Raw genomic sequence first — 21,062 nt, forward strand, 5'->3', positions numbered from 1 at the left:
TTAGAAATTAAAGTTTAAGCCAAACGAGTAAGTCCTTTGGAAAGGATATGCCGTCCGATCACCAACAATTTCAGGATCGAGATAATCCATTAGTTTTGTAAACTCAAAGAGGTTTTCACCACTGACGAATAGACGTAAACGGTCTATGCCCCATCTATCTGTGATAAGCTTAGGAAGCGTATACCCGAAGGTCACGTTCTTCACCCTTAAATAGCCTGCATTCTGCAAATATTTGGTCTGTGTGGCAGCGAGTTCAATACCGCTTTGCTCGGCCACATAAGATTTTGGTCTTGGTAAGTATGCATTTGGATTTTCAGGTGTCCAATGGTCCAAATTAAATTTGGTCAAACTCGCCCAAGGTTGCGCATAAATACCCCAAAAGTAATGGTCACCACCCGGAGGGTAATAATTTCTTCTTCCAACTCCCTGTAAGAAGACACGCAGATCAATACCGTTCCAGCTTGAATTCAGATCTATTCCATAACTATAACGTTGTCTCGAATTTCCGATAACCTTATAATCGCCATGATTGTCCAAAGTCCAGTCGCCCCGGTTTATTTTACCGTCACCGTTGATATCGGCAAACTTAAGATCGCCCGGTTCTAAGCTTCTGGTACCGGGATACGATGTGACATCATTTTGGTTGGCATGGGCCTTGATCTCTTCTTGTGACTGAAAGAAGCCCAATGTCGTCAGTCCCCACATTTCACCCAATTCCTGTCCGACGTAATAATCGTTTAAGTTATTTTTAGGATTGTTATATTTTGTAATATAAGCCCTGCTATCTGCAAGGTTAAGTCTTGCCGAGAATGAAAATGGTTTACTGGCCACCATAAATTCTTTATTGTAGCCAAGTGTCAGCTCCCATCCGTTTGTTTTTAGGTTGGCTGCATTTTCAAGCGGCACGCCAGTACCCAACACGATCGGCAAGGTACGGCCAGCTGTCAACATATCTTTTGTATCGCGACGATAGATATCAAATGAACCAAAAAACTGATTCTTAAACAGGCCGACATCTACCCCAAAATTGGACTGCGTAATGGTTTCCCAAGTTAAGGTCGACGACACTAAACCCGGACTACCGACGATAGGTACAATCTTGCCATCCAGAATGGCTCCACTTCCTTTGGACATATTCGCAATATAAGGGTAGTAGTTATCCCTTAAATCCTGATTTGCCAATGAGCCATACGACCCCCGCAGTTTAAAATTAGATACGGTCCCTTTAATTGGCTGAAAGAAATTTTCTTGCGAAACTACCCACGCAGCCGATACGGAAGGGTTGAATGCGAATCGGTCCTTTTTAGGAAATCTAGAAGAACCATCGTAGCGTAAATTAGACTCGAGGATATACTTGTCTTTGTAGGTATAGTTCAATCTGGCAAAAGCCCCGCGAACTGACCAAGCATAATCTGAAGCACCAACAGAAGGCGTTTGACCGGTAGCAAGTCCGATCGTTGGCAGCGAATTGGAAATCAACTGATCCCGGGATGCGGAAAATGACTCATAGATCCGTTCCTCCTGGTTGAAACCCAACATCACCGAAAAATAGTGATCTTGGAGTGTGCGTTGGTATTGCGAATAAATGTTGTATACATTATAACGTGTTTCAGAGCTTCCATTGGATGCATAACTGTTAAAGTTTTGCTTATTCATTACATTAGGCCCAGTACTGTAAGTCAGCGGCAACTGAAAGAAATGCGATTTTCCTGAAATCCGTCTAAAGGTTGCGTCCCCATTTAAGGTCCATACATTTTTAATGAAGTCGATTTTTGCACCAAAGCTGGTCTGAAAGTCATTATTTCGACTAATGCTTCGGCCACCTTCAGCCACAGCACCGATCATATTCACTCCAGCTTCGGTATAGGTACCATCCGGATTGTAAACTGTATTTAATGATGGTTGGCGGTTGACATTATGCCAATAAAGATAGCCCTGATCAATGGCCGAAGGCTGATCATATTTGTCGTTTGTAAAAGTGGTATTATTGGACAAGGTAAACCAATCCGTAATTTTATAATCGCCTTTTGCCCTGAAATTATAGCGGTCATAGGTATCCGGGCTAATGCGGAGCATACCATTTTGTCTATAATATTCACCTGAGAGATAAAACGAAGAACGTTCATTCTTTTGCGCAATGCTGATGTTGTTGGTATAAGAAGGCTGGATATCTTTATAAACTTCCTTAAACCAATCTGTAGAACCCAAGTAGATATAAGCATTTGGATTTTGCGGATCTACAATTACACGCGGTAAAGATGGGTTTTCGCTTAACTGTTTTCCATATTCGAGCATTTTCTCATCGTAAAGATTATACCAGGGCGCAGACATAATATTTCGATATTTCATTACCTGGTAAGGATCGTCCTCAATCTTTACCGTACGTGTAATCGCTTTGGCACCAAAAATCGAGTTGGCAGTCACCTTGATATCTTTCGTTGTACCCGATTTGGTGGTCACCAGTACCACACCAAACGCCGCTCGGCTACCATAGATTGCTGCCGATGCAGCATCTTTTAACACCGTGACGCTTGCAATATCCATGGGGTTCATGCGGTTGAGCTCATCGTTGGTTGCCGGCACCCCATCAATCACAATCAGCGGTCCACCACCCGACAGCGATGTATAGCCACGCACATTGATGCCCGGCGAGCTATTTGCACGCCCCGATGTTGGTGTAATGTTCAGATTGGCCATGGCCCCCTGTAAGGCAGAACCGACATTGGTAATCGGCCTGCTTTCCAGAAACTTTTCGCCAATCTGATCCACAGCGCCAGACAGATTGATCTTTTTCTGTGTACCGTAGCCGACCACAATAACCTCGTCGAGGTGAGACTCTGCTGTTTCCATCAATACATCAGCGCTGTTCTTGTCAGAGACATTTACTTCGGCATCTTTATAGCCCATAAAACGAAATAAAAGGATTGCCTTTTCGGGAACGCGTATGCTATAGCGTCCATCTCTATCGGTCCGTGCAGATAATCCCGTTACCCCCAATACAGTGACATTTACGCCAGCCATTGGTCCGGAAGCATCCCTTACAACACCTGAGATCTCACGGTCCGTCTGCTTTTTTTCTTTGATGACAATGGTACTGCCCATGATATCAAAGATCAGATTACGTCCACGCAATGCCTTCGCCAGGGCAGCCCTCACGTCAGATCCGGCCACGGAAATATCCACGCGCGAGGCATTTTCAAATAGCCGTTCATCATAAAAAAGACGTAACCTGGTCTGCGTGGAAATCTCTTTCAGAACAGTTTCAATCGTAGCATTTTTCAAGGATAGATTTACTTCTTGCGCATATCCTGATGCTCTAGCACCAAACGTAAATGCCAGCAGCAGTACACAAATCAACTTCATAGTCAATATGACTTTAATGCTTAGGGTATAAGAATGACTTCTCCGGTCCCCCCATGCTATTAATGGAGAAAAAAATTTCATAACTTTGAATTGTTAAGGGTTTAATAATCTATAGAATTCGTACTTCAATAAATTTGGCTCTTTACAACAGGGGATGCGTCAACATCCCCTTTTCTATTGTATTGGACCTTTGGTTAATTCGTCTGGTTATATCATATTTTATAAATTTTAATTGTTAAAAACTGAATTGTATTAACGAATGAATATCTGCCGTCCATCGATCTCAAACTTTCGATTTGTGGTGTAAGCCAGAATTTTCAATACTTCTGAAAGTCTAGCGTCACGACTAAGTGTTCCACTGAAACGATTATCCAGTGCAATAATCTCTTCTGCATTTACGAAATCCACATTGTACCAACGCGAAACCTGGCTTATAATCTCCTCCAAGCTACTGCCATCAAGCAGAAATTCACCACGCTGCCATGCCGTGTTCTTCTGTATGTCTGCCGGTTGTATACGTATATTATTGGTACTGACGATCGCTTCATTGCCCGGAGAAAGATAAGCTTCGTGCCCTTGGCTTATAATTTTGACTTTCCCTTCGACCAGCGAGGTACTAATTTCTTTGTGGTAGGCATTTACGTTAAAGCTGGTGCCGAGTACTTCAATGACGGAGTTTTCGACTTCGATACGGAAGGGTTTGCTGGCATCTTTGGCAACCTTAAAAAAGGCTTCACCGACCAATTTCACCCTGCGTTCATTGCCAGCGAATTGATCTGGATACTCTAATTTAGAAGCCGCATTTAACCAGACTGTTGTTCCGTCGCTCAATACAAGGCTATAGGTACCCGCCATCGGCACTTCCAACGTAAGGTTTCCTTTAAACTCAGCCGGACTGCTATTTTCATCCTGATTTTCATTTCCCAATAGCTGGGTCTGTCCACTTGCATTGGAAAGCTTCGCAAACCGTCCACCCGGAAGAATATCATTTTTGAACATGCCCGAGGTATCCGCAGTGATTGCGGCAAGCTGTTTCACAGTGGTTGTCGGTTTCTGTTTTAGCAATATTACAGTTGTCGTTAATGCAAAGAGAATTGAAGCCGCGATAGCCATCCGTTTCCAGGTAAATAGCTTCCGGGTAGATTTTGCCGTATTAACTTCGCTTTCAAATTTGTGCAGCAGTGCCTTTTTGGAGCGTCCCAATACGGCCTCTTTTTCTTCCATTGGCAGTATCGGTTCCTCCTCAAATGAAAAGAACCATTCGATCACCATCAGTTCTTCTTCCGGATTGCATTCTCCTTTGAGATATTTCTTTAGCAATTTTTGAGCCTGCTCTCTCTGATTATCTTCTGTCATATATTAATATAACCTCAGATAACTTGGCGTGGTACCGAAAAAAAATGACTTTTATTTTGCCTTAAGCTTTAATCGACTCAGAGCCAGCGAGATATTATTCTTTACCGTCTGTTCAGATATGGATAATCGGAAAGCGATTTCTTTGATGCTCAGACCTTCCACACGACTGAGATTAAATGCCGACTGCATGGTTGTAGGCATTTTGGAAATTTCATTATCCAGCATAAAGGATAGTTCTTTCACCATCAATTTCTCATCGCTGTTACTTGTACCGACAGGTTCATTTTCTAATGGAAGCACAAGACGTTCAAAATACATAATCCGCTTTTGATCGCGCGTCATCCAGTCAATTACCTCATATTTGGCCGCTTTGAAGAGATAGGGATAGATCGAATCCTCAATTTGAATTTTATGTCGCCGGTTCCAGAGAGATGCAAAAACATCCTGAAGGATATCTTCGGCATCTGTAATCGAACCGATACGCTTCAAGATAAAGCTTAATAAAGTATGGCCATAGCGATCAAACAACACGGAAAATGCCTGTGTATTGTTTTCTTTCACAAGATCAAACAGTTCCTTATCAGACAGTTCTTTCATGACGCATTGATTATATTTACGCTTTATGGGATTTCTAGAAGATTTATACAAAGGTATAATTGTGATGTTAATATAACATTAAATTGCGCATCGTGCAAGATCTTGTACAAATTTGACAGACTATCTATCAAAATTGTAACCACTACATCCCCCAAGGAACTTATGGGTAAATGGTTACTCATCAAGCACAAAAAACGAAAAGAAAAACCGATGGCGGAGCTGCTTAAAATCCAAACAAGATTAACTGCGGGCATAATGAAGTCCCACATTAAATACGTGTCCGTATAATGAATACATGTTGGATCACGAGACCGTTAAAGGCATATCAATTACATTGAGTTCATAAATAGAGGGCAGCCCTTTTGCTTTTAATACTTTTAACCGCAGCTTTGCGGACTGATAATGTCGAGGAAACCTGATTACCTTGCAATCTTCCATCGAAGTCGTGCCTAGGTAGATGGTTTTCCACCGGCCCCCTTCCCAAATTTGAATACAATATTCCTCAATCCGGTTGTTACGGATATTAGAAAAGCCATCGTTTAACTCTTTGGTATCTTGATATTCAAAAATCGATATTTTATTAAAACGTTTCGTCGGGTCAAGACTTATTTCGAGAGTCGCTAGGGTGTCTGCAGCAGACCAGCGACTATTTAATTTACCGTCAGTAACAGCCGAAGCTTCATAGCGTCCCCCCGTCTCTTCCAGCGTTGAGCTCGCAGATGCAGGTCTGAGCGCCGAAATAAATTCTCCATTTTGGGGGAGAGATTTATTCTTTTGGATACCTAATCTTTTGCCTAATTCGATCACTGTATTGGCCTCATATTCTCTAATCTGTCCAGTCTGGTCCGGTGGCACATTGATCACCAAACTATTATCATTGTATGTCGACCAATAGAACAGCTCCTCCAATTCGTCGATGTTTCTGACGGGAAGTTCTTTTGATTTTTGAAACCAGTTCCATCTGCTGCTTAAGCAGATTGTATGCTCAAAAGGCAGGTAATAAGACTTATCATTATGCAGGTATTGCTTTTTGTCGTATCTCGTAATCAGTTGAGGATCCCACAACCTGAAGTCCGAGGGAAAATAGTGAAAATAATATTTATTGTCTTCCGTCATTGCAGATGGCAGCGTGAATTTCCTTTTCCCCTCTTCATTAACAATGGTATGATTAACACTGAAAGCGCAATTCGGATTATAACTTTTTACAAGTTTATAGAGCTGGTCAATCCCCCAGTCTTTTGGTTCCCGATCCCATCCACCATCCAACCACAATTCACAGATCTGACCATAATTTGTAAAAAGCTCAGTGAGCTGATTCTTCATATAGTCTATATATTTCTGAGGATCCTTGTCTTTGTACACTGGTGCATGTCGGTCCCACAAGGAATAATAGATTGCAAATTCGAGTCCGTACTTTTTGCAGGCATCAGCAACAGCTTTGACAACATCGGTTTTTACTGCAGTGGAAGCTACATCGTAATCGGTATATTTACTATCCCAGAGACAGAAGCCATCATGATGTTTGGTGATAAGCAGCACATACCTAAAACCTGCATCACGAGCCACCCGCACCCATTGGTCGGGATCAAGATTTGTGGGATTGTATTTTTCTACGGGAATACTTCCATCTGACCATTCCATATCCGTAAATGTATTGACACCAAAATGCACAAACATACCATAGCCACGTTTGATCATCAATTGTTGGGCTTTTGAAGGTTTGGTGGCCGGTAACAGTTCTTGGGCTGTACTTGAGAAACAGCCCATAACAAATAAAAGTGCCCATAGGGTATATGCTTTCATGATGCTAGATTAATTTTATAATGAATGATCAATTCGCTAAAAATAAAAGCTTCCACACACTTTCAATACCTCATTTACCGCATTTATTGAATGTATATTTGCATTTACCAAACAGACGTTGACTAATACCTCAAACAAACGCCATACTATTCAATCAGGTTTCTATATAAATTATTCGGGAACTTGACATAGAACGTGTCGCCATTGTTGAGTATTATTCTTGTCATTCCATTTTTATAATCTTTGATATCTTCAATATCGGTTTTAACAAATTCTTCACCTGTACTCGGCCTATAAAATCTTGTATTGTTATAGATAAGATCTTGGGCACAGAACTTCATCCACGATTTTTTTATTAAAAAAATCACGATAAACTGATTGACTATAAAAATAGCGACACATAGATTTACGGGATACCCTACATTGAAAAATACGATGGGGCACACAATAAATGAAAAAGTCAATTCTGGAACAAAACGATTGCTTAAGATCAGCTTTTTCTTATCCATGTTGAGCTTGAGATCCGTCTGTTGGACAAAATCAACTTCATCCCAATCTTTATCGAATAAAGAACGGTAGTCGCTATGCATTAACTTTACATAATAGGTACGTCCATCCAACAGATTAATTTTGGTAATTTTACCTCTCAGATCATCAATCAACGCAATATCCGTAACTGTAAACCAGGCTGAACTTCCTTCCACATGAAATTGTCCATTTTCGTAACTGAGATCTTCTAGCTTAAATAAGAGAGCCATATTGTTTCTAAAGAAAAGCAAATAGCCAAAACATAAAGCCCATACCAGCGCTATTAAGTTGATCGGATAATCGGCGGCAAAGCCCGCGATTAAAAAGCCGCTCAGTACAACAGCTGCAAAGAGTGGCATACACCGATGTAAAGCTGTAAAATCCGAAGTCAGTTTCATAGGAATGTGATGAATTTAGCAGATCAATATTGCCTACCAATAGATTTATCGTTACAAAAATCGCTGCAAGATATAAAAAGAACAGTAAAATAGGGGTATTAGCGTTAGTTTCGGGCCTAGATTTGGTCTGCTTTATCCACCAGCTCACGCATCCAATTATTGAAATCCACATCCGAAGGGATATCGAATTTCTTTCGCAGCCTATTTTTACGGACCTGTACCGCCCGTATTGTCACAAAGGTATATTCCGAAATATTTTTTGTCGAAAAGTTGAGAAAGGCCATTGCGCAAAACTCCAATTCGGTGCTTCTAAAAATAGTAACCTATGACGCTGCCGGTAATTACAAAGGTGCGTCAGGCCAGCTCAGCTATTCGGCTGGCGCCAGCTGGAATATCAATTTGCCTGCAGGAGCCTATACCTTTGTTGCTGTAGCCGTTGCACAGGGCAAAACTTTCCCTAAGGTGCAATAGGAGGATATTGGGCTACTACGGCCGGTGGTGGAGCCGCAACAACCGCAGTGATCATTACCAATAGTGACATTACGATGCAACCTTATCACCAAAATGGTCAATTGGCCATCCGTTGTGTGAGAGACAAATAAGATCCTACCAGACTATTTACATAAAGATGGAGCAGCGACTAAGTTGCTCCATCTTTATTCTTTTTACGGCTATCAATACTTCGATGTAATTATCCAAGCACGGACCAAGAATAATCCTATTTTGGCCAAGATTAATACGATTATCGGGAGCTCATATAAGTATATATTATTACGGTCAAAACGTTTTAGAATTTACGGTCTGTACAGTTAATACCCCCTCTTTTAAACCTCTGCATTTCGCCTTGATCTGAATCTTTCCCGATTTTTCGCCTGCCTGAACAATCAAGGTAAGCTGTCCATTGAATAAATGCATCTGCGGTTTATGAAAAGCCTCCAGATTGGTTGGATCACCGTTAGCCAAGGCTTTAAATGTACCATCGCCAACTACGTCAAATTGGATCAGTTCTGCGGCCCGTGGGCAGAGGTTCCCCGCTTTGTCCACTGCTTTGACACGGATGTAGGCTAATGCACGGCCATCAGCAGAAATGGAATCATGAACTGCATCCATTTCAATCCTGAAGGGTTTTCCCGCCATACGGATTATTTTTTCGGCCGCTGGTTTTCCAGATTCATCGTAAGCTACGACTTTGACTTCTCCGGGTTCGTATACCGTATTCATCCACATGAGGCGGTAACGCTCCTGTGAAGAAGCCTTACTCTTGCGCTGTATTCCCTGACTTTTCCCATTGATAAAAAGTTCGGCACTTGGATAATCTGTGTACACGAAGACAGGGGTTTCTTTTCCCACACGCTCAGGCCATGTCCAATGTGGAAGTATATGCAGGGTATGCTCATTTCTATTCCATAAACTTCGGTACAGATAATAACGGTCTTTGGGAATGCTCGCCAGATCAATAATACCGAACATGGAACTATGGTTGGGCCAGGCATCTGTATCGTAAGGGGAAGGTTCGCCAAGATAATCAAAGCCTGTCCAGACAAATTGCCCCATGGTCCAATGATGATCTTCCGCCAAGGCAAAATCCTCATCCGGAAGGTTGGACCAAGAGCAATATTCCATATCGTAAGAAGACGACTGATGATCGGAATACAACATATCACCTTTTTTTAGCACCGGAAATTTATAAACGCCCCTTGAGCTCACTGTTGATGCCGTTTCCGAACCCAACACTAGATTTTGGGGTAATCGGGCATACGCCTCTTCGTAACGGTGCGCGCGATAGTTTAATCCCGGAACATCCAACAGACTAGCAAAACCATTTTCCAGCACACAGCTTACCTGATCCATACCGCAGGTCACTGGTCGGGACGGATCCTCACGATGGCATATATCCTGTAAAAACGAAGCTACTTTATAGCCTTCAGCACTGCATTGTGTGGGCACTTCATTTCCAATGCTCCACATCACGACAGCAGGGTTATTTCTAAAATGACGAATCATGTTGACCATATCCCGTTCGGCCCAATCCGCAAAAAATCGATGATATCCATTTTTACATTTCGCAATATCCCATTCGTCAAAAGGTTCAATCATCAGCATAAAGCCCAATTCGTCACATAAGGCAACTAATTCCGGAGCCGGCATATTATGTGCCGTACGAATGGCATCGCAGCCCATATCTTTGAGTAATTCCAATTGATAACGAAGAGCCGAAACATTGATTGCAGCCCCCAATGGTCCAAGATCGTGATGATTACATACACCCTGAAACTTTCGGATTTTTCCATTTAACATAAATCCCCGGTCGGCAATAATACGAACCTCCCGAATCCCAAAACGGGTTTCAAAACTGTCTGTCAATTTGCCGTCTACAAATACTTGCGTGGAGGCCCGATACAGATTTGGATGTTCGGGGCTCCAGAGGGCAGGGTTTAGCACTTCAAGATTTTGCACGAAAGGCTTGCCATAATTTAGTTTTTGTTGGTTTTCCTTCTGCGCAACCACCTGCCCCGCCGCATCCAAAATCGCAGTTACCATTCGTACCAACTTGCCATCGGCATTCTTTAAACTGGTTTCAAGCTTAACTGAGGCTAGACTGTCCGATACAAAAGGCGTCGTGATATACGTGCCCCAAACAGGTACATGGATCTTCTCCGTCACGATTACATGCACATTGCGATAAAGTCCAGCACCGGGATACCAGCGTGATGACTGCGCTTTATTTTCCAACCGCACAGCAACTGTATTATTCATCCCGTCCGGATGTAGCAATTCGGTCACATCACAATAAAAAGCATTGTAACCATAGGGCCAAAAGCAGGCTTCCTTTCCATTGACATAGACCCGGGCTTCACTCATTGCACCATCAAATTTCAGGACCACGCGTTTATTGAAGGGATTGAATTGTGGAATATCAAATTTGGTACGATACCAACCCACCCCCACATAAGGCAAACCGCCAGTACGGCCCGTTTTTACTGTTGCCTTTTTCTCTCCATTCTGTGTCACCGCAACATCCTGCAGATCGTGTGACCGGTCAAAGGGCCCGAAAATAGCCCAATCATGCGGTACAGTGACCTTTTTCCAGGCCTTATCATCCAATGTTACTGATTCTCCATGAACAACCTCACCCTGAAAAAAACGCCAGTTTTTCTCCAACAGGAAGGATTGGCGTGTAGACTGTCCGCACGAATTGCCCGGAACAAGTAGGAATAAAAGAAACAAAAAATAAGTTGTACGCAGTAATAATCTCATCATCAATTCATGTGTTTATAGTCTACAGTTCATTTTTTTCATTGTCATTCAGCGGCTTAAATATACTTTATTTAAAAGCATTCAATGCTTTTGTTGGGCGCCCATTATTGTCAAATGCGCCTAGGGTATAGCCATTCCACCCACCATACGCCAAAGGCTCCCAATAGAATATACCCAGTACTTTCTGATCGGGCACACTATTGACCGCGTTGAAAAGATCCTTTAACCATATTTCAGCACTATCTGCTTCATCCCAGCTCATCCCCACCTCGCAGATCATCACTTCTGAATTGTATCGGGCAACCATATCGTTGATGTTGCTGATGCAGGCCGCATTGCGCTCTTCCCAGTTTTCCGGGGTCGGATAAAGTGACATGCCAATTACATCCCATTTCCCACCGTTGTTTTTCAGACCGTCGAACATCCAACGAAACAAGTTATTGTCAAATCCATTATGCAGATGTACGATCACTTTTGCCGCCGGAAACACCGCTTTTACCGCATCATAGCCGGCATTATTCAATGTGGCATAATTAGCCATACTGACAGAGGCTTTTCCATCTTCCCAAAGCATCCCATTGCCCGTTTCATTACCTACCTGCACCCATTCAGGCGAGATACCACTATCTTTTAGCAATTGAAGAACCTCCGTTGTATGATCACTAACAGCCTTCTTTAACCCATCAAACGATAAGCCCTTCCATGCGGCAGGCTTTATCTGCTGTCCCGGATCCGCCCAGGTGTCACTGTAATGAAAATCCACCATAATACGCATGCCAAGATGATGCGCCCGACGAGCTTTGACCAGTACGTCATTCTTGTTGCACCAGCCTTGTTGGGGATCTACCCAAACACGCAGACGTACCGCATCCATGCCCAGCCCACGCAAGATTTTCAGCCCATCCACTGCGCTGCCTCCTGCATTAAAAAATTGCACACCTGAGGCTTCCATTTCAGTAATCCAGCTCACGTCCGCACCTTTTGCCAAATGTGTTTTAGGTACATCCACCTTAAGATTATCTTTGTCGTTGCAGCCAGACAAGCCCAAACACAAGCCTATCAGGGCCAACATTATTTTTACTTTTTTCATCCGATTATTTCATTTAAGAACCCGTCCCTATCTATTTTATTCCACATGATATTTGAATTGTTTTGGATCGCTTAGATCAAGAATCAATGTATGTGTACCGATCTTATCATAAGCGAAGCCAGTTCCATCGGCCGTATACAAGGCACAGTTTCCATCGCCCTCTGCTGCGCCAAAAAACCAAGTCCAGCTGCCATTGATCAATACCTTAATTCCCCATTGTTCGGCTGCCGTTGTCGTGATGCTTGCTTTCCAAACCTTCGCCGTCTGGTCATATACCATTGGTGTTGCTGTTGCACTCCAACCATTAAAATCGCCCGTTACCGTCATGGATTCTACGGAAGTCTCTTTCCAGGCCAATTTGTTGACATCGGCTGTCAAGTATAAGTATCCACCTTTACTCGTCCAGCAATTCCAGCGATCAGCTCCGCTATACAAGATATATTGGCTACCATCCAGGGGATAAGAACCATAGATGAGCGATGCACTCGCGCTTTCCTCATTGGTTAAATAGAAGTTGTACCATTGGTCGAGACGCACAAAACCATCGTAAAAACCATCTTCCTTTCTCGAACACAATTTCCATGGAAATTGCGTAAACTCTTTATTTGACAGATAGAGATAGGCAGCATCCTCAACGGGCTGGTAAGCGGTAACATTAAGGGCAATCACATTGCTGTAGAGCCAATCTGTATTGGTTCCCAATCGTGAAGCAATACGGACATAAAACACATTCTTTTCATCAGGCAAAAATCCCATTCCCGTGACAAGGTTATTCAATTGTTCATGCGTATAGCTGAGCGAGCTTGCTACCTGTTCGATACTTTTGGAGACAGCAGAAAAAGATGGATCAGCAGCAATTTCTATTTTATTTTTTAAAGCCGACTGAGCCACTGGTTCATCGCTAGCCAAAATCGCCTCATCCCAGACAAGCTGCAGGGCCACCGCCTTGCGGTCAGTAGATTTTAAGACCAGTTCTGTTGTACTGCTGTACAATACCGCAGGTTTTATCCCACTGACAGCCGGTGTCCCACCCTCCTTTTTACAGGCAACGAAAAGCAACACCAGGATATAGAGTGTCAATTGTTTCATATGTATCATTATCTTTAAAAGTCCATATGGGAATACCCGGATACTCTCCGCAGCATATGTGCTCAAATAGCAGGATATCCCCATAGATTTAGTTATTAATGCCAGTCGTCGCTAGTAGCCAGGATTTTGGATCAAATTCGGGTTAGCGCTCATATCAGTGGTTGGAATCGGATACAGATTGAATTTTGCATCCACAGAGCGGCCGTTCATGTCACCGCCTTTCCATTGCCAGAGGTAATTGCTACCGGTAAATTTCCCAAATCGAATCAGGTCTGTGCGACGCGTACACTCCCAAAACAGTTCACGCCCGCGTTCTGCAAGGATAAAATCCAGTGTTAGCTGCGCCTGGTCAATGGCTCCGGCCGAACTGCCATATCCCCGCTGACGGATACTGTTTACCAACCTGATCGCTTCCTGTACACTTCCTCCGCCCCCGCGCAGTACAGCCTCAGCATACATTAGATACACGTCGGCCAGGCGGATCATCGGGAAATCAGTACTCACCAAACCTTCATCTGTGGTATAGGTACCATCATCTTTCAAATTTGTAAACTTAACAAGCCCATATCCCTGACTCGAGGCAGCGGGATCTTCGACATCCAGGGACTGGCCGTTTTTCCAAAAATCACCTCTTTTGTCTTCCGCCTGAAAGAGTGCCACAAATTCGCGAAGTGTACGAAAACTATTCCAGCCGGAAAGCACACCGTAATCCGATGATTTCATGCTTCCAACAATAGGGCCGTTGACAAGATACGTTGTCGCACCCCATGTCGTTGTATGCGCTACATCGGCCTCTATCGGGAAAATAATTTCATTGGTCCGTTTATCATTATCAGCATTAAATACCTGCTTATAGTTCGCATTTAAGGAATATCCAGCATCAATCACTTTTTTCGCATAGTTCAGGCATTCGGCATTACGTGCTGTGCCCGTATAAACTTGAGCATTCAGATAATTTTTGGCCAATAGGGACCAGGCAGCGGCACGGCTTACCCGGCCATACTCATTTTGACGTGCTTCCGGTAAGATCGTTTCGATTTCTGTCAATTCTTTTTCAATAAATGCAAAGAGATCAGCCCGTGTCATCCGTGGTGGAAAAAATGCAGCTACCGGATCCTTTTCAGTCACAAAAGGAACGTTCCCATAAAGGTCCATTGCATGACTATAGGCCAATGCACGCAGAAAACGCGCTTCGGCTGCAAACTCCAAAATTTGTGCCTGCCCGGCCGAATTAAAAGTCGCCAGCTTTTCTGTTGTTGCATTCCGTAGAAATTCATTACAGATAGCTACCGTATAATAGATCCGATAATACATGGCATTGACCCAGGTATCGGAAGCTCCCCAGGTCATATACTGGATATCGGTCATATTGTCGCCTCCTGCCCATGTATAGATCACCTCATCAGTCGGTACCTCCTGTAAGTTAAAATACACCCGAAGGTACCCCCAAGAAGCCGTGCTGCCCGCCATATCCGGATCGGCATCACCACGTCCATTGCCCGCAACGGCAAATGAGGCATACAATTTAGCAAGCACAGCCCTGTAACCATCCACAGAGGTGTATACCGACTCCGAAGTCGTTTCTACAGTAGGATACTGGTTTAAGTCCTTTGTACAGGATTGCAGCAATGCGATTATACCCAACAATCCAAAACAATATCTTTTTATATTTTTCATCGCTATATAAGTTTTCTTTTTTGAGGTAGCCATTAAAAATCCATATTGAGACTCAGGGAGAAAGTTCTTGAGCGTGGGTAGAACGAGCTGTCGAAGCCACTCGGAACCTCAGGGTCCATACCGCTATATTTGCTCACAATAAAAACGTTCTGAGCTACTGCACCCACACGTAGATTGGAAATCTTACCCACCGGACCAAAATTATAGTTCACCGACAGGTTTTCCATCCGAAGGAAGGACGCATTTTCGACATAATAATCCGAATAATATTGTCTGGTCTGGAATTGGGTATTCAAGTAATCCCGATGTAAGTTATTGATCGACGCATCGACATATTGAACTGTCTCCCAAGCACTGAGGTTCATTTTGGTATTATTGAATACGTAGTTACCCAGATTTGCACGTAGTGTCGTTGCTGCTGTCCATTTTTTGTAGGTTAACTGCGTATTGAAACCAAAGAGCCATTTTGCTGCCGGCGATTGATAGCGGTACAAGTCTTTTTCGTTGATCGCTCCATCACCATTCAGATCCGCATATACACCTTCGAGCGGCTTGCCAGCCTCATTGTACAACTGTTTGTAGACATAAAACATGTAAGGCTGATACCCCGTTGTCAGAATCTGGATACCACGACCACTGACATTCGGTCCCACATAAGTTCCCACGGCATTCGCATCCTGCACCAGAGCTATATTGGTCACTTTTGTATGTTGATTAGTCGCATTGAAATTGACTTCCCAGCGCAAATCATCCTTTTGTATAGGTACGGTATTCAGTTGAAATTCGAAGCCACTGCTTTCGACATTACCTACGTTAATAGTCGCATTCTGGTCAAAATTGGTTCCTGCGGCTACAGGCACATTGGCCAATAGATCATGCGTTTTTCTTGTGTAATAGTCAATTGCACCAGACACCCTGTTTTTCCACAAAGCGAAATCCAGGCCGTAGTTAAATGCTTTGGTCGTTTCCCAGCGTAAGTCCCGATTGTAAACCGATGGTCTATACACCAGATGGTACTGATCGCCGAAACGATACTGTGCATAGGCTGTTCCCAAATTGTATACCGGCAAATATTCGTAATTTCCGATTCCCTCCTGCTGCCCTGTAACACCGTAACTCGCACGGAGCTTTAGATCGTCCAGGAAAGAGATTCCTTTCATGAAAGACTCCTGCGAAAGACGCCAGGCCAAGGCGACTGAGGGAAATGTCCCCCAGCGGTTTTCGGGACTGAACCGGGAAGTTCCATCCTTACGGACCGTAGCGGTCAATAAATAACGGCTATCGTAATTGTAATTGATCCGTCCGTACCAGGAAATCAGGGTATGTCTTTCGTCAGATGCAATAGCAGTCGAGCGTATATCACCAGCTTCGTTGTAGTATACTATAGGTGGCCGTCGGGCACTCCAATATTGATAATCGTGACCTGCTGTCACATCAATTGTACTTTTAATTTCCGGGAAGAACTTGTTATAGTTTAGATAGCCTGTAAACAATTTATTTTTAAGCGTCTGTTCATAACGGTCAAAAGCGCCTCCAATCGTAAAATTATTGGCCGCACTTGCCGGAATAAGATTCGATCCATTCCCTTTGGCATAGTCATATCCGAGTGTTACGTGCGCTTTCAATTCAGGCAGCGGATGGAATTTATAATCGAGGTCAAGGTTACCCACGGCTCTATTGACTGTGCTACGGTGTTTTTCCTGCTTGAGCAATCCCAGTGGATTGAGGTTTGCACCTGTTGCCGGAAGGCCCGCATTATCCAAACTCTCGTAATAGCCGCCATACGCATCTGCCCCAGAATAAATCGGTTGCGTTGGATTAAACGCTACAGCAGACCATATCGCATCGGTATTGGCAAAACCGTTGTTGTTATGGGCACCTTTAACATTTAAATTTACGGTCAGGTGTTTATTAAAAAAAGTGGGATTTAACACCAAAGCGCCCGTCACGCGCTCCGTTTTGTCGGTCCGCAAAGTCCCTTGCTGATTATAATAGCCCACCGATGTACGAAAAGGCAAGGTTTTACCGATCTTTCCCTGTAGACTTAAATTATTATCCGTTCCGATGGCATCCTGAAAAACCTCAGACAGCCAATCTGTTGAGGCATTGCCCAGTAAAGCCTTTTGGGCAGTGCTTCCTTTGGTGTTGATCAGCGAGGCAAACTCGTCGCGCGACATCATATCAGCCACTCCCATAGCCTGCTGCATGGACACGATTGAAGAAAAAGAAAGTCGCAAGGCATCTCCTTTACCCTTCTTTGTTGTAATCAATAATACCCCGTTTGACGCTCGGGATCCATATATTGCGGTCGATGATGCATCTTTGAGCACCGTCATGCTTTCGATATCATTCGGATTGATCAGACTGAGAAAATTGCCACTATTGCCGCTAATACCACCAGTCTCTAGCGGTACCCCATCCAATACGATCAATGGATCGTTGCTGGCACTCAAGGAGGCTCCTCCACGGATCCGTATCGTACTCCCGGAAGAAGGTGAACCGCTGTTGGACATCACCTGCACACCAGCTGTTTTTCCATTGATCAGCTGTTCGGGAGAGCCGACAAGTCCACTGTTGAAATCCTTGCTTCCGACCGTATTTACGGCACCGGTTAGATCCTTTTTTGTTGTACTACCATAACCTACGATGACGAGCTCTTCCAGCACATTTCCCGCAGGCACCATGCTGACATCCACGGATGTTCCCCCTACAACCGTCAAGGTTTGGCTACTGTAGCCTACAACAGAGAATAGAAGCTGGGATTTACCCTTGGGCAATGAGATACGGTACGAGCCATCACTCGCTGTTGAAGTGCCCACCGTAGTTCCGGCCACCAATACTGTTACACCTGCCATCACCTGCCCTTGCTCGTTGCGGACCACCCCACGGACATCCTGTTGTTGCATCGACCCGATCCACTTGCTTTCCCCCTTCGTTGCAGCATAAAGCTGCGTTTCCCCAAGACAGGATAGCAAGGACAAGCCCAATAAACTTGTTTTAAATGCAAAACCCTTCATTGTTTAAAATTTAGATGTGTTTATAATTGTTTTCTTTCCCTTTATTATATTGTTTGTACTCCTTATCACTTTGTTAAGCCTTCCCCTAAAAAAACGACGGCGTTTTTTTAGGGGATCACCCTGCTACAAACCTTGATCCTTACAGCCTGACGGATTATTATCCATGCCCTACTAATCGGTGGCATTGAGCAGCTGATCGCTATTCGAGCCATATCGCAGCTATGGATAGTGCCACCCCTTCCATCTTTTCGCCTGAAACGATTAGTTTTTCGATCTCCCTTTTGTCAAATTGAACCGGAATCGTGGGCTTAAAAAAACGTTCAAGAAAAACAGGATAAGGAGCAGGTAGCAAAGCCGTAGGCACAAGCTTTAAGTCGGCTAGATCCATACGGATCAAAGATTCGCCCGATGTCTCAATAGCTATATTATCCACATAGGTATACCCTTTTTTTGTCACAAACCCAGCATTCAGTAGCGGATTCCCGCCCTCATGTTTCAAGAGTATACAGAGCTTTGTGGCAGCAGCGATACCCGCAGGCCGTTCAGCAATTGTCGATTTGATATCTTTTACCCAAAAATACTGTACCCCCGAATCCTTGGCATGAAAGGTATACGTCCAAAAAGGAACTTTACTGAGATCATGATGCTCCCGTTGCGCAGTCATGTAAGCCGTTTCCGGAATAGCGAAAGTTTCCAAAGAAGAGACTTTGGAGAAGGATTCAAAAAGCCCTATAGGCGCACGCTGCTCATATAAGCCCACGGTCCAATAACTATTGACGCGATAATTCCATTCCAGTGGGGCTCCAGTCTGATTGTCTGGGTAAGTAATTTTTTCACCACCCACAAACACAGTAGCTGTATATTTCAATTCATTGCCGACTAATAAGGATGCCGGGATGTCCGCTTCATAGGTACAGTTATCTGTGGAGATCAGCTTGATGTAGGGATTATGATCTTTCCAAAACGAAACCTGATCCGTTTGTAGAATAATGGAATCGGGCTGTTTTTCAAAAACATAACGGAACTGCAATTTGGTAGAGCGCCCTTTTTCCAATACTTCGGGCTGCTGGTGTATCAATAAAGGCTGCTTCAGCGCTTCCGTTTTTGGCGCGTAATATTCGCCCAAATGGCCATTTTTCCAGGGCGAGGAAGCTAGCCAGCTATTTTTCAGCTGGAGATTCTTACGCTTTAACAGATATACGCCAGGCTTAACACTAAAACTTGTTTTAGTGACTGAAATAGCTTCATCGCTGTTGTTTTTCCCTAACAGTGACCGGACGGTAAACAGATCGCCTAGATCAGGAATCCGAATATCGATCATCTGTGATCGATACAGGATATGTACCACCTCCCGATCGAGCGATGGCTTGGCAAAAGGATCAGCGATTTTTTCTGCATCCGGCATAACCTCCAAACGCCATACACCATCTTCCAGTCGATCTAAAAAATAAGCACCAGATCCACCGTACTCCACCACAGGTGATGAGCCATGACCGGCAATATGTTGCAATTTCACTGGATTTAAAGGCCTTACCGTCGTATTATCGGTGTAAAAATACTTATCCTGCGCATTCATGAGGGAGAGATCCTGCTCATAACTAACGCTAAAATCGCCAAATAGGGTGTCTTGAGGGTACTGTTCAAACTTTTTATTTCTCGGTATCGTATAAGCCACCTCTGCAGCAATCATGGTACTCAGTGCTTTTGCCGGTGTATAAGCCAAATTGAGATAATGTGTCTGATATTCGGTATTGTAGGCTGCAATATCCATCGGATCGTAAGCAAACTGAGTGATCCACTGAAATCCCGCCGAACGAAATGTGCGGCTCATCGCGGGATGCATATAGCTGTAGAGATTATCAGCAGGATCATATTCGTAAACTGCTTTCGCTTTGTTGGCGAAGCCTTTCAAGTTTGAAAAAGGGATGTCGTACTGATCAATGTAAGGAAGAAAATTCCCCTGACGTTCCCGTCCAGCAACCAGTCCCACAGGATACCATTGATAAGTTGTGCCTTGTATATCAGCATCAAAATAAGCCTTAACATGTTCCATATTATGACTTACATTGTAGAAAATCGGTTTTTTATTCCCGCTTTTCTTCATGGCATTCACCATTCGACCGATATAGTCCGACGTCGTCTGAATGGCACCTGTATGGCAAGGTTCATTATTTATTTCAAAGCCTATGATGTAAGGGTCCGTCTGATAAGCATTTCCGGTATACGGGTTGACATGATGAAGTAACTGGGTAATGTATTTTTCTTGAGCAGCTATCGCCTGTGGATTAGCATGAACCGCACACTTATCATAATGATACGTAAATGCATCTGTATTTATATTTCTTTCAGGATAACCATTACCAAAATTGGTCATTCCCGTAATCAGGATCCTAATTCCCCTTTCCTGAAGTTTAAAAAGTAGATAATCCAGTAGATCAAGGTGTTCATTGCTGATCAGGTTACCATTTTTATCGGAGATTTCTACATCCCAAATATGGATACGATAAGCGTTATATCCCAAACGGGCGAAGTGATAAACGTCCCGATCAATAGCCCGCTTTCGATCAATGCCTTTATCGTGTAAAGCCCGAAAGGCATGGGCAAAAGGAACGGTATAATTGACGCCATAAAATGAAGCTTCAGCTTTGGAGTCGGACCAGCGCATGACACCTTCACGGTCGACAAAAACTGTAGGAACCTTTTTAATCGCCTTCGATTGAGCGTAAGAATTGACATAGCCCAAGAGAGCAAAGCAGCATAAAATAATTACACGCATGGATTGTATCGATTTATAATTTTTTGGTTATTACTCTTACAAACCTATCAAACGTGATTATTTTTTAAAGCCACATATCGGACAAAGAACAACACAAATTGGACATTCCC

At 43.6% G+C, this 21,062-nt stretch carries 13 protein-coding genes; 1 reads left to right on the plus strand and 12 read right to left on the minus strand.

Going from position 1 to position 21,062, the window contains the following annotated elements:
- The 6 genes from ACLCDV_RS18730 to ACLCDV_RS18755 form a co-directional block, all read right to left on the minus strand.
- Positions 1-3,363, minus strand: coding sequence for a TonB-dependent receptor (locus ACLCDV_RS18730; protein ID WP_333886078.1), 3,363 nt, complete (start codon positions 3,361-3,363; stop codon positions 1-3).
- 252 nt (positions 3,364-3,615) lie between these two features.
- Positions 3,616-4,719, minus strand: a complete 1,104-nt coding sequence (locus ACLCDV_RS18735) for a FecR family protein (protein ID WP_411971934.1) — start codon at positions 4,717-4,719, stop codon at positions 3,616-3,618.
- A gap of 51 nt (positions 4,720-4,770) precedes the next feature.
- Positions 4,771-5,316, minus strand: coding sequence for an RNA polymerase sigma factor (locus ACLCDV_RS18740; protein WP_333886081.1), 546 nt, complete (start codon positions 5,314-5,316; stop codon positions 4,771-4,773).
- Between the two features lie 303 nt (positions 5,317-5,619).
- A complete protein-coding gene (locus ACLCDV_RS18745) occupies positions 5,620-7,119 on the minus strand; it encodes an alpha-L-fucosidase (protein WP_411971935.1) in 1,500 nt (499 codons plus the stop codon).
- A gap of 146 nt (positions 7,120-7,265) precedes the next feature.
- Entirely contained in the window at positions 7,266-8,045 is a 780-nt protein-coding gene (locus ACLCDV_RS18750) for a hypothetical protein (protein ID WP_411971936.1), read from the minus strand.
- A gap of 116 nt (positions 8,046-8,161) precedes the next feature.
- Positions 8,162-8,329 carry a hypothetical protein gene (locus ACLCDV_RS18755; RefSeq protein ID WP_411971937.1) on the minus strand — a complete coding sequence of 56 codons (168 nt, stop codon included), beginning with the start codon at positions 8,327-8,329 and terminating at the stop codon, positions 8,162-8,164.
- Between the two features lie 19 nt (positions 8,330-8,348).
- Here ACLCDV_RS18755 and ACLCDV_RS18760 point away from each other — a divergent pair, with 19 nt between their 5' ends.
- Positions 8,349-8,516 (plus strand): hypothetical protein, encoded by a 168-nt coding sequence (locus ACLCDV_RS18760; protein WP_411971938.1) that lies wholly within the window; start codon positions 8,349-8,351, stop codon positions 8,514-8,516.
- Between the two features lie 306 nt (positions 8,517-8,822).
- On the opposite strand, the gene ACLCDV_RS18765 is transcribed toward ACLCDV_RS18760, so the two are convergent.
- The 6 genes from ACLCDV_RS18765 to ACLCDV_RS18790 form a co-directional block, all read right to left on the minus strand.
- Complete coding sequence (locus tag ACLCDV_RS18765) at positions 8,823-11,306, minus strand: DUF4982 domain-containing protein (RefSeq protein WP_411971939.1); 2,484 nt, start codon at positions 11,304-11,306, stop codon at positions 8,823-8,825.
- A gap of 64 nt (positions 11,307-11,370) precedes the next feature.
- Positions 11,371-12,393, minus strand: a complete 1,023-nt coding sequence (locus ACLCDV_RS18770) for an arabinogalactan endo-beta-1,4-galactanase (protein ID WP_411971940.1) — start codon at positions 12,391-12,393, stop codon at positions 11,371-11,373.
- Between the two features lie 36 nt (positions 12,394-12,429).
- Positions 12,430-13,482: a DUF5111 domain-containing protein gene (locus tag ACLCDV_RS18775; RefSeq protein ID WP_411971941.1), complete on the minus strand. Its 1,053-nt coding sequence runs from the start codon at positions 13,480-13,482 to the stop codon at positions 12,430-12,432.
- Between the two features lie 111 nt (positions 13,483-13,593).
- On the minus strand, positions 13,594-15,159 hold the full coding sequence (locus tag ACLCDV_RS18780; protein ID WP_317664946.1) for a RagB/SusD family nutrient uptake outer membrane protein: 1,566 nt from the start codon (positions 15,157-15,159) through the stop codon (positions 13,594-13,596).
- Between the two features lie 32 nt (positions 15,160-15,191).
- The gene (locus ACLCDV_RS18785) at positions 15,192-18,176 is read right to left on the minus strand and encodes a SusC/RagA family TonB-linked outer membrane protein (RefSeq protein WP_411971942.1); all 2,985 of its coding nucleotides are present in this window, start codon (positions 18,174-18,176) and stop codon (positions 15,192-15,194) included.
- A gap of 199 nt (positions 18,177-18,375) precedes the next feature.
- Positions 18,376-20,952, minus strand: a complete 2,577-nt coding sequence (locus ACLCDV_RS18790; protein ID WP_411971943.1) for a hypothetical protein — start codon at positions 20,950-20,952, stop codon at positions 18,376-18,378.
- Positions 20,953-21,062 lie beyond the last annotated feature (110 nt).

The organism is Sphingobacterium sp. Lzh-3, assembly GCF_046764375.1.
GTDB lineage: Bacteria > Bacteroidota > Bacteroidia > Sphingobacteriales > Sphingobacteriaceae > Sphingobacterium.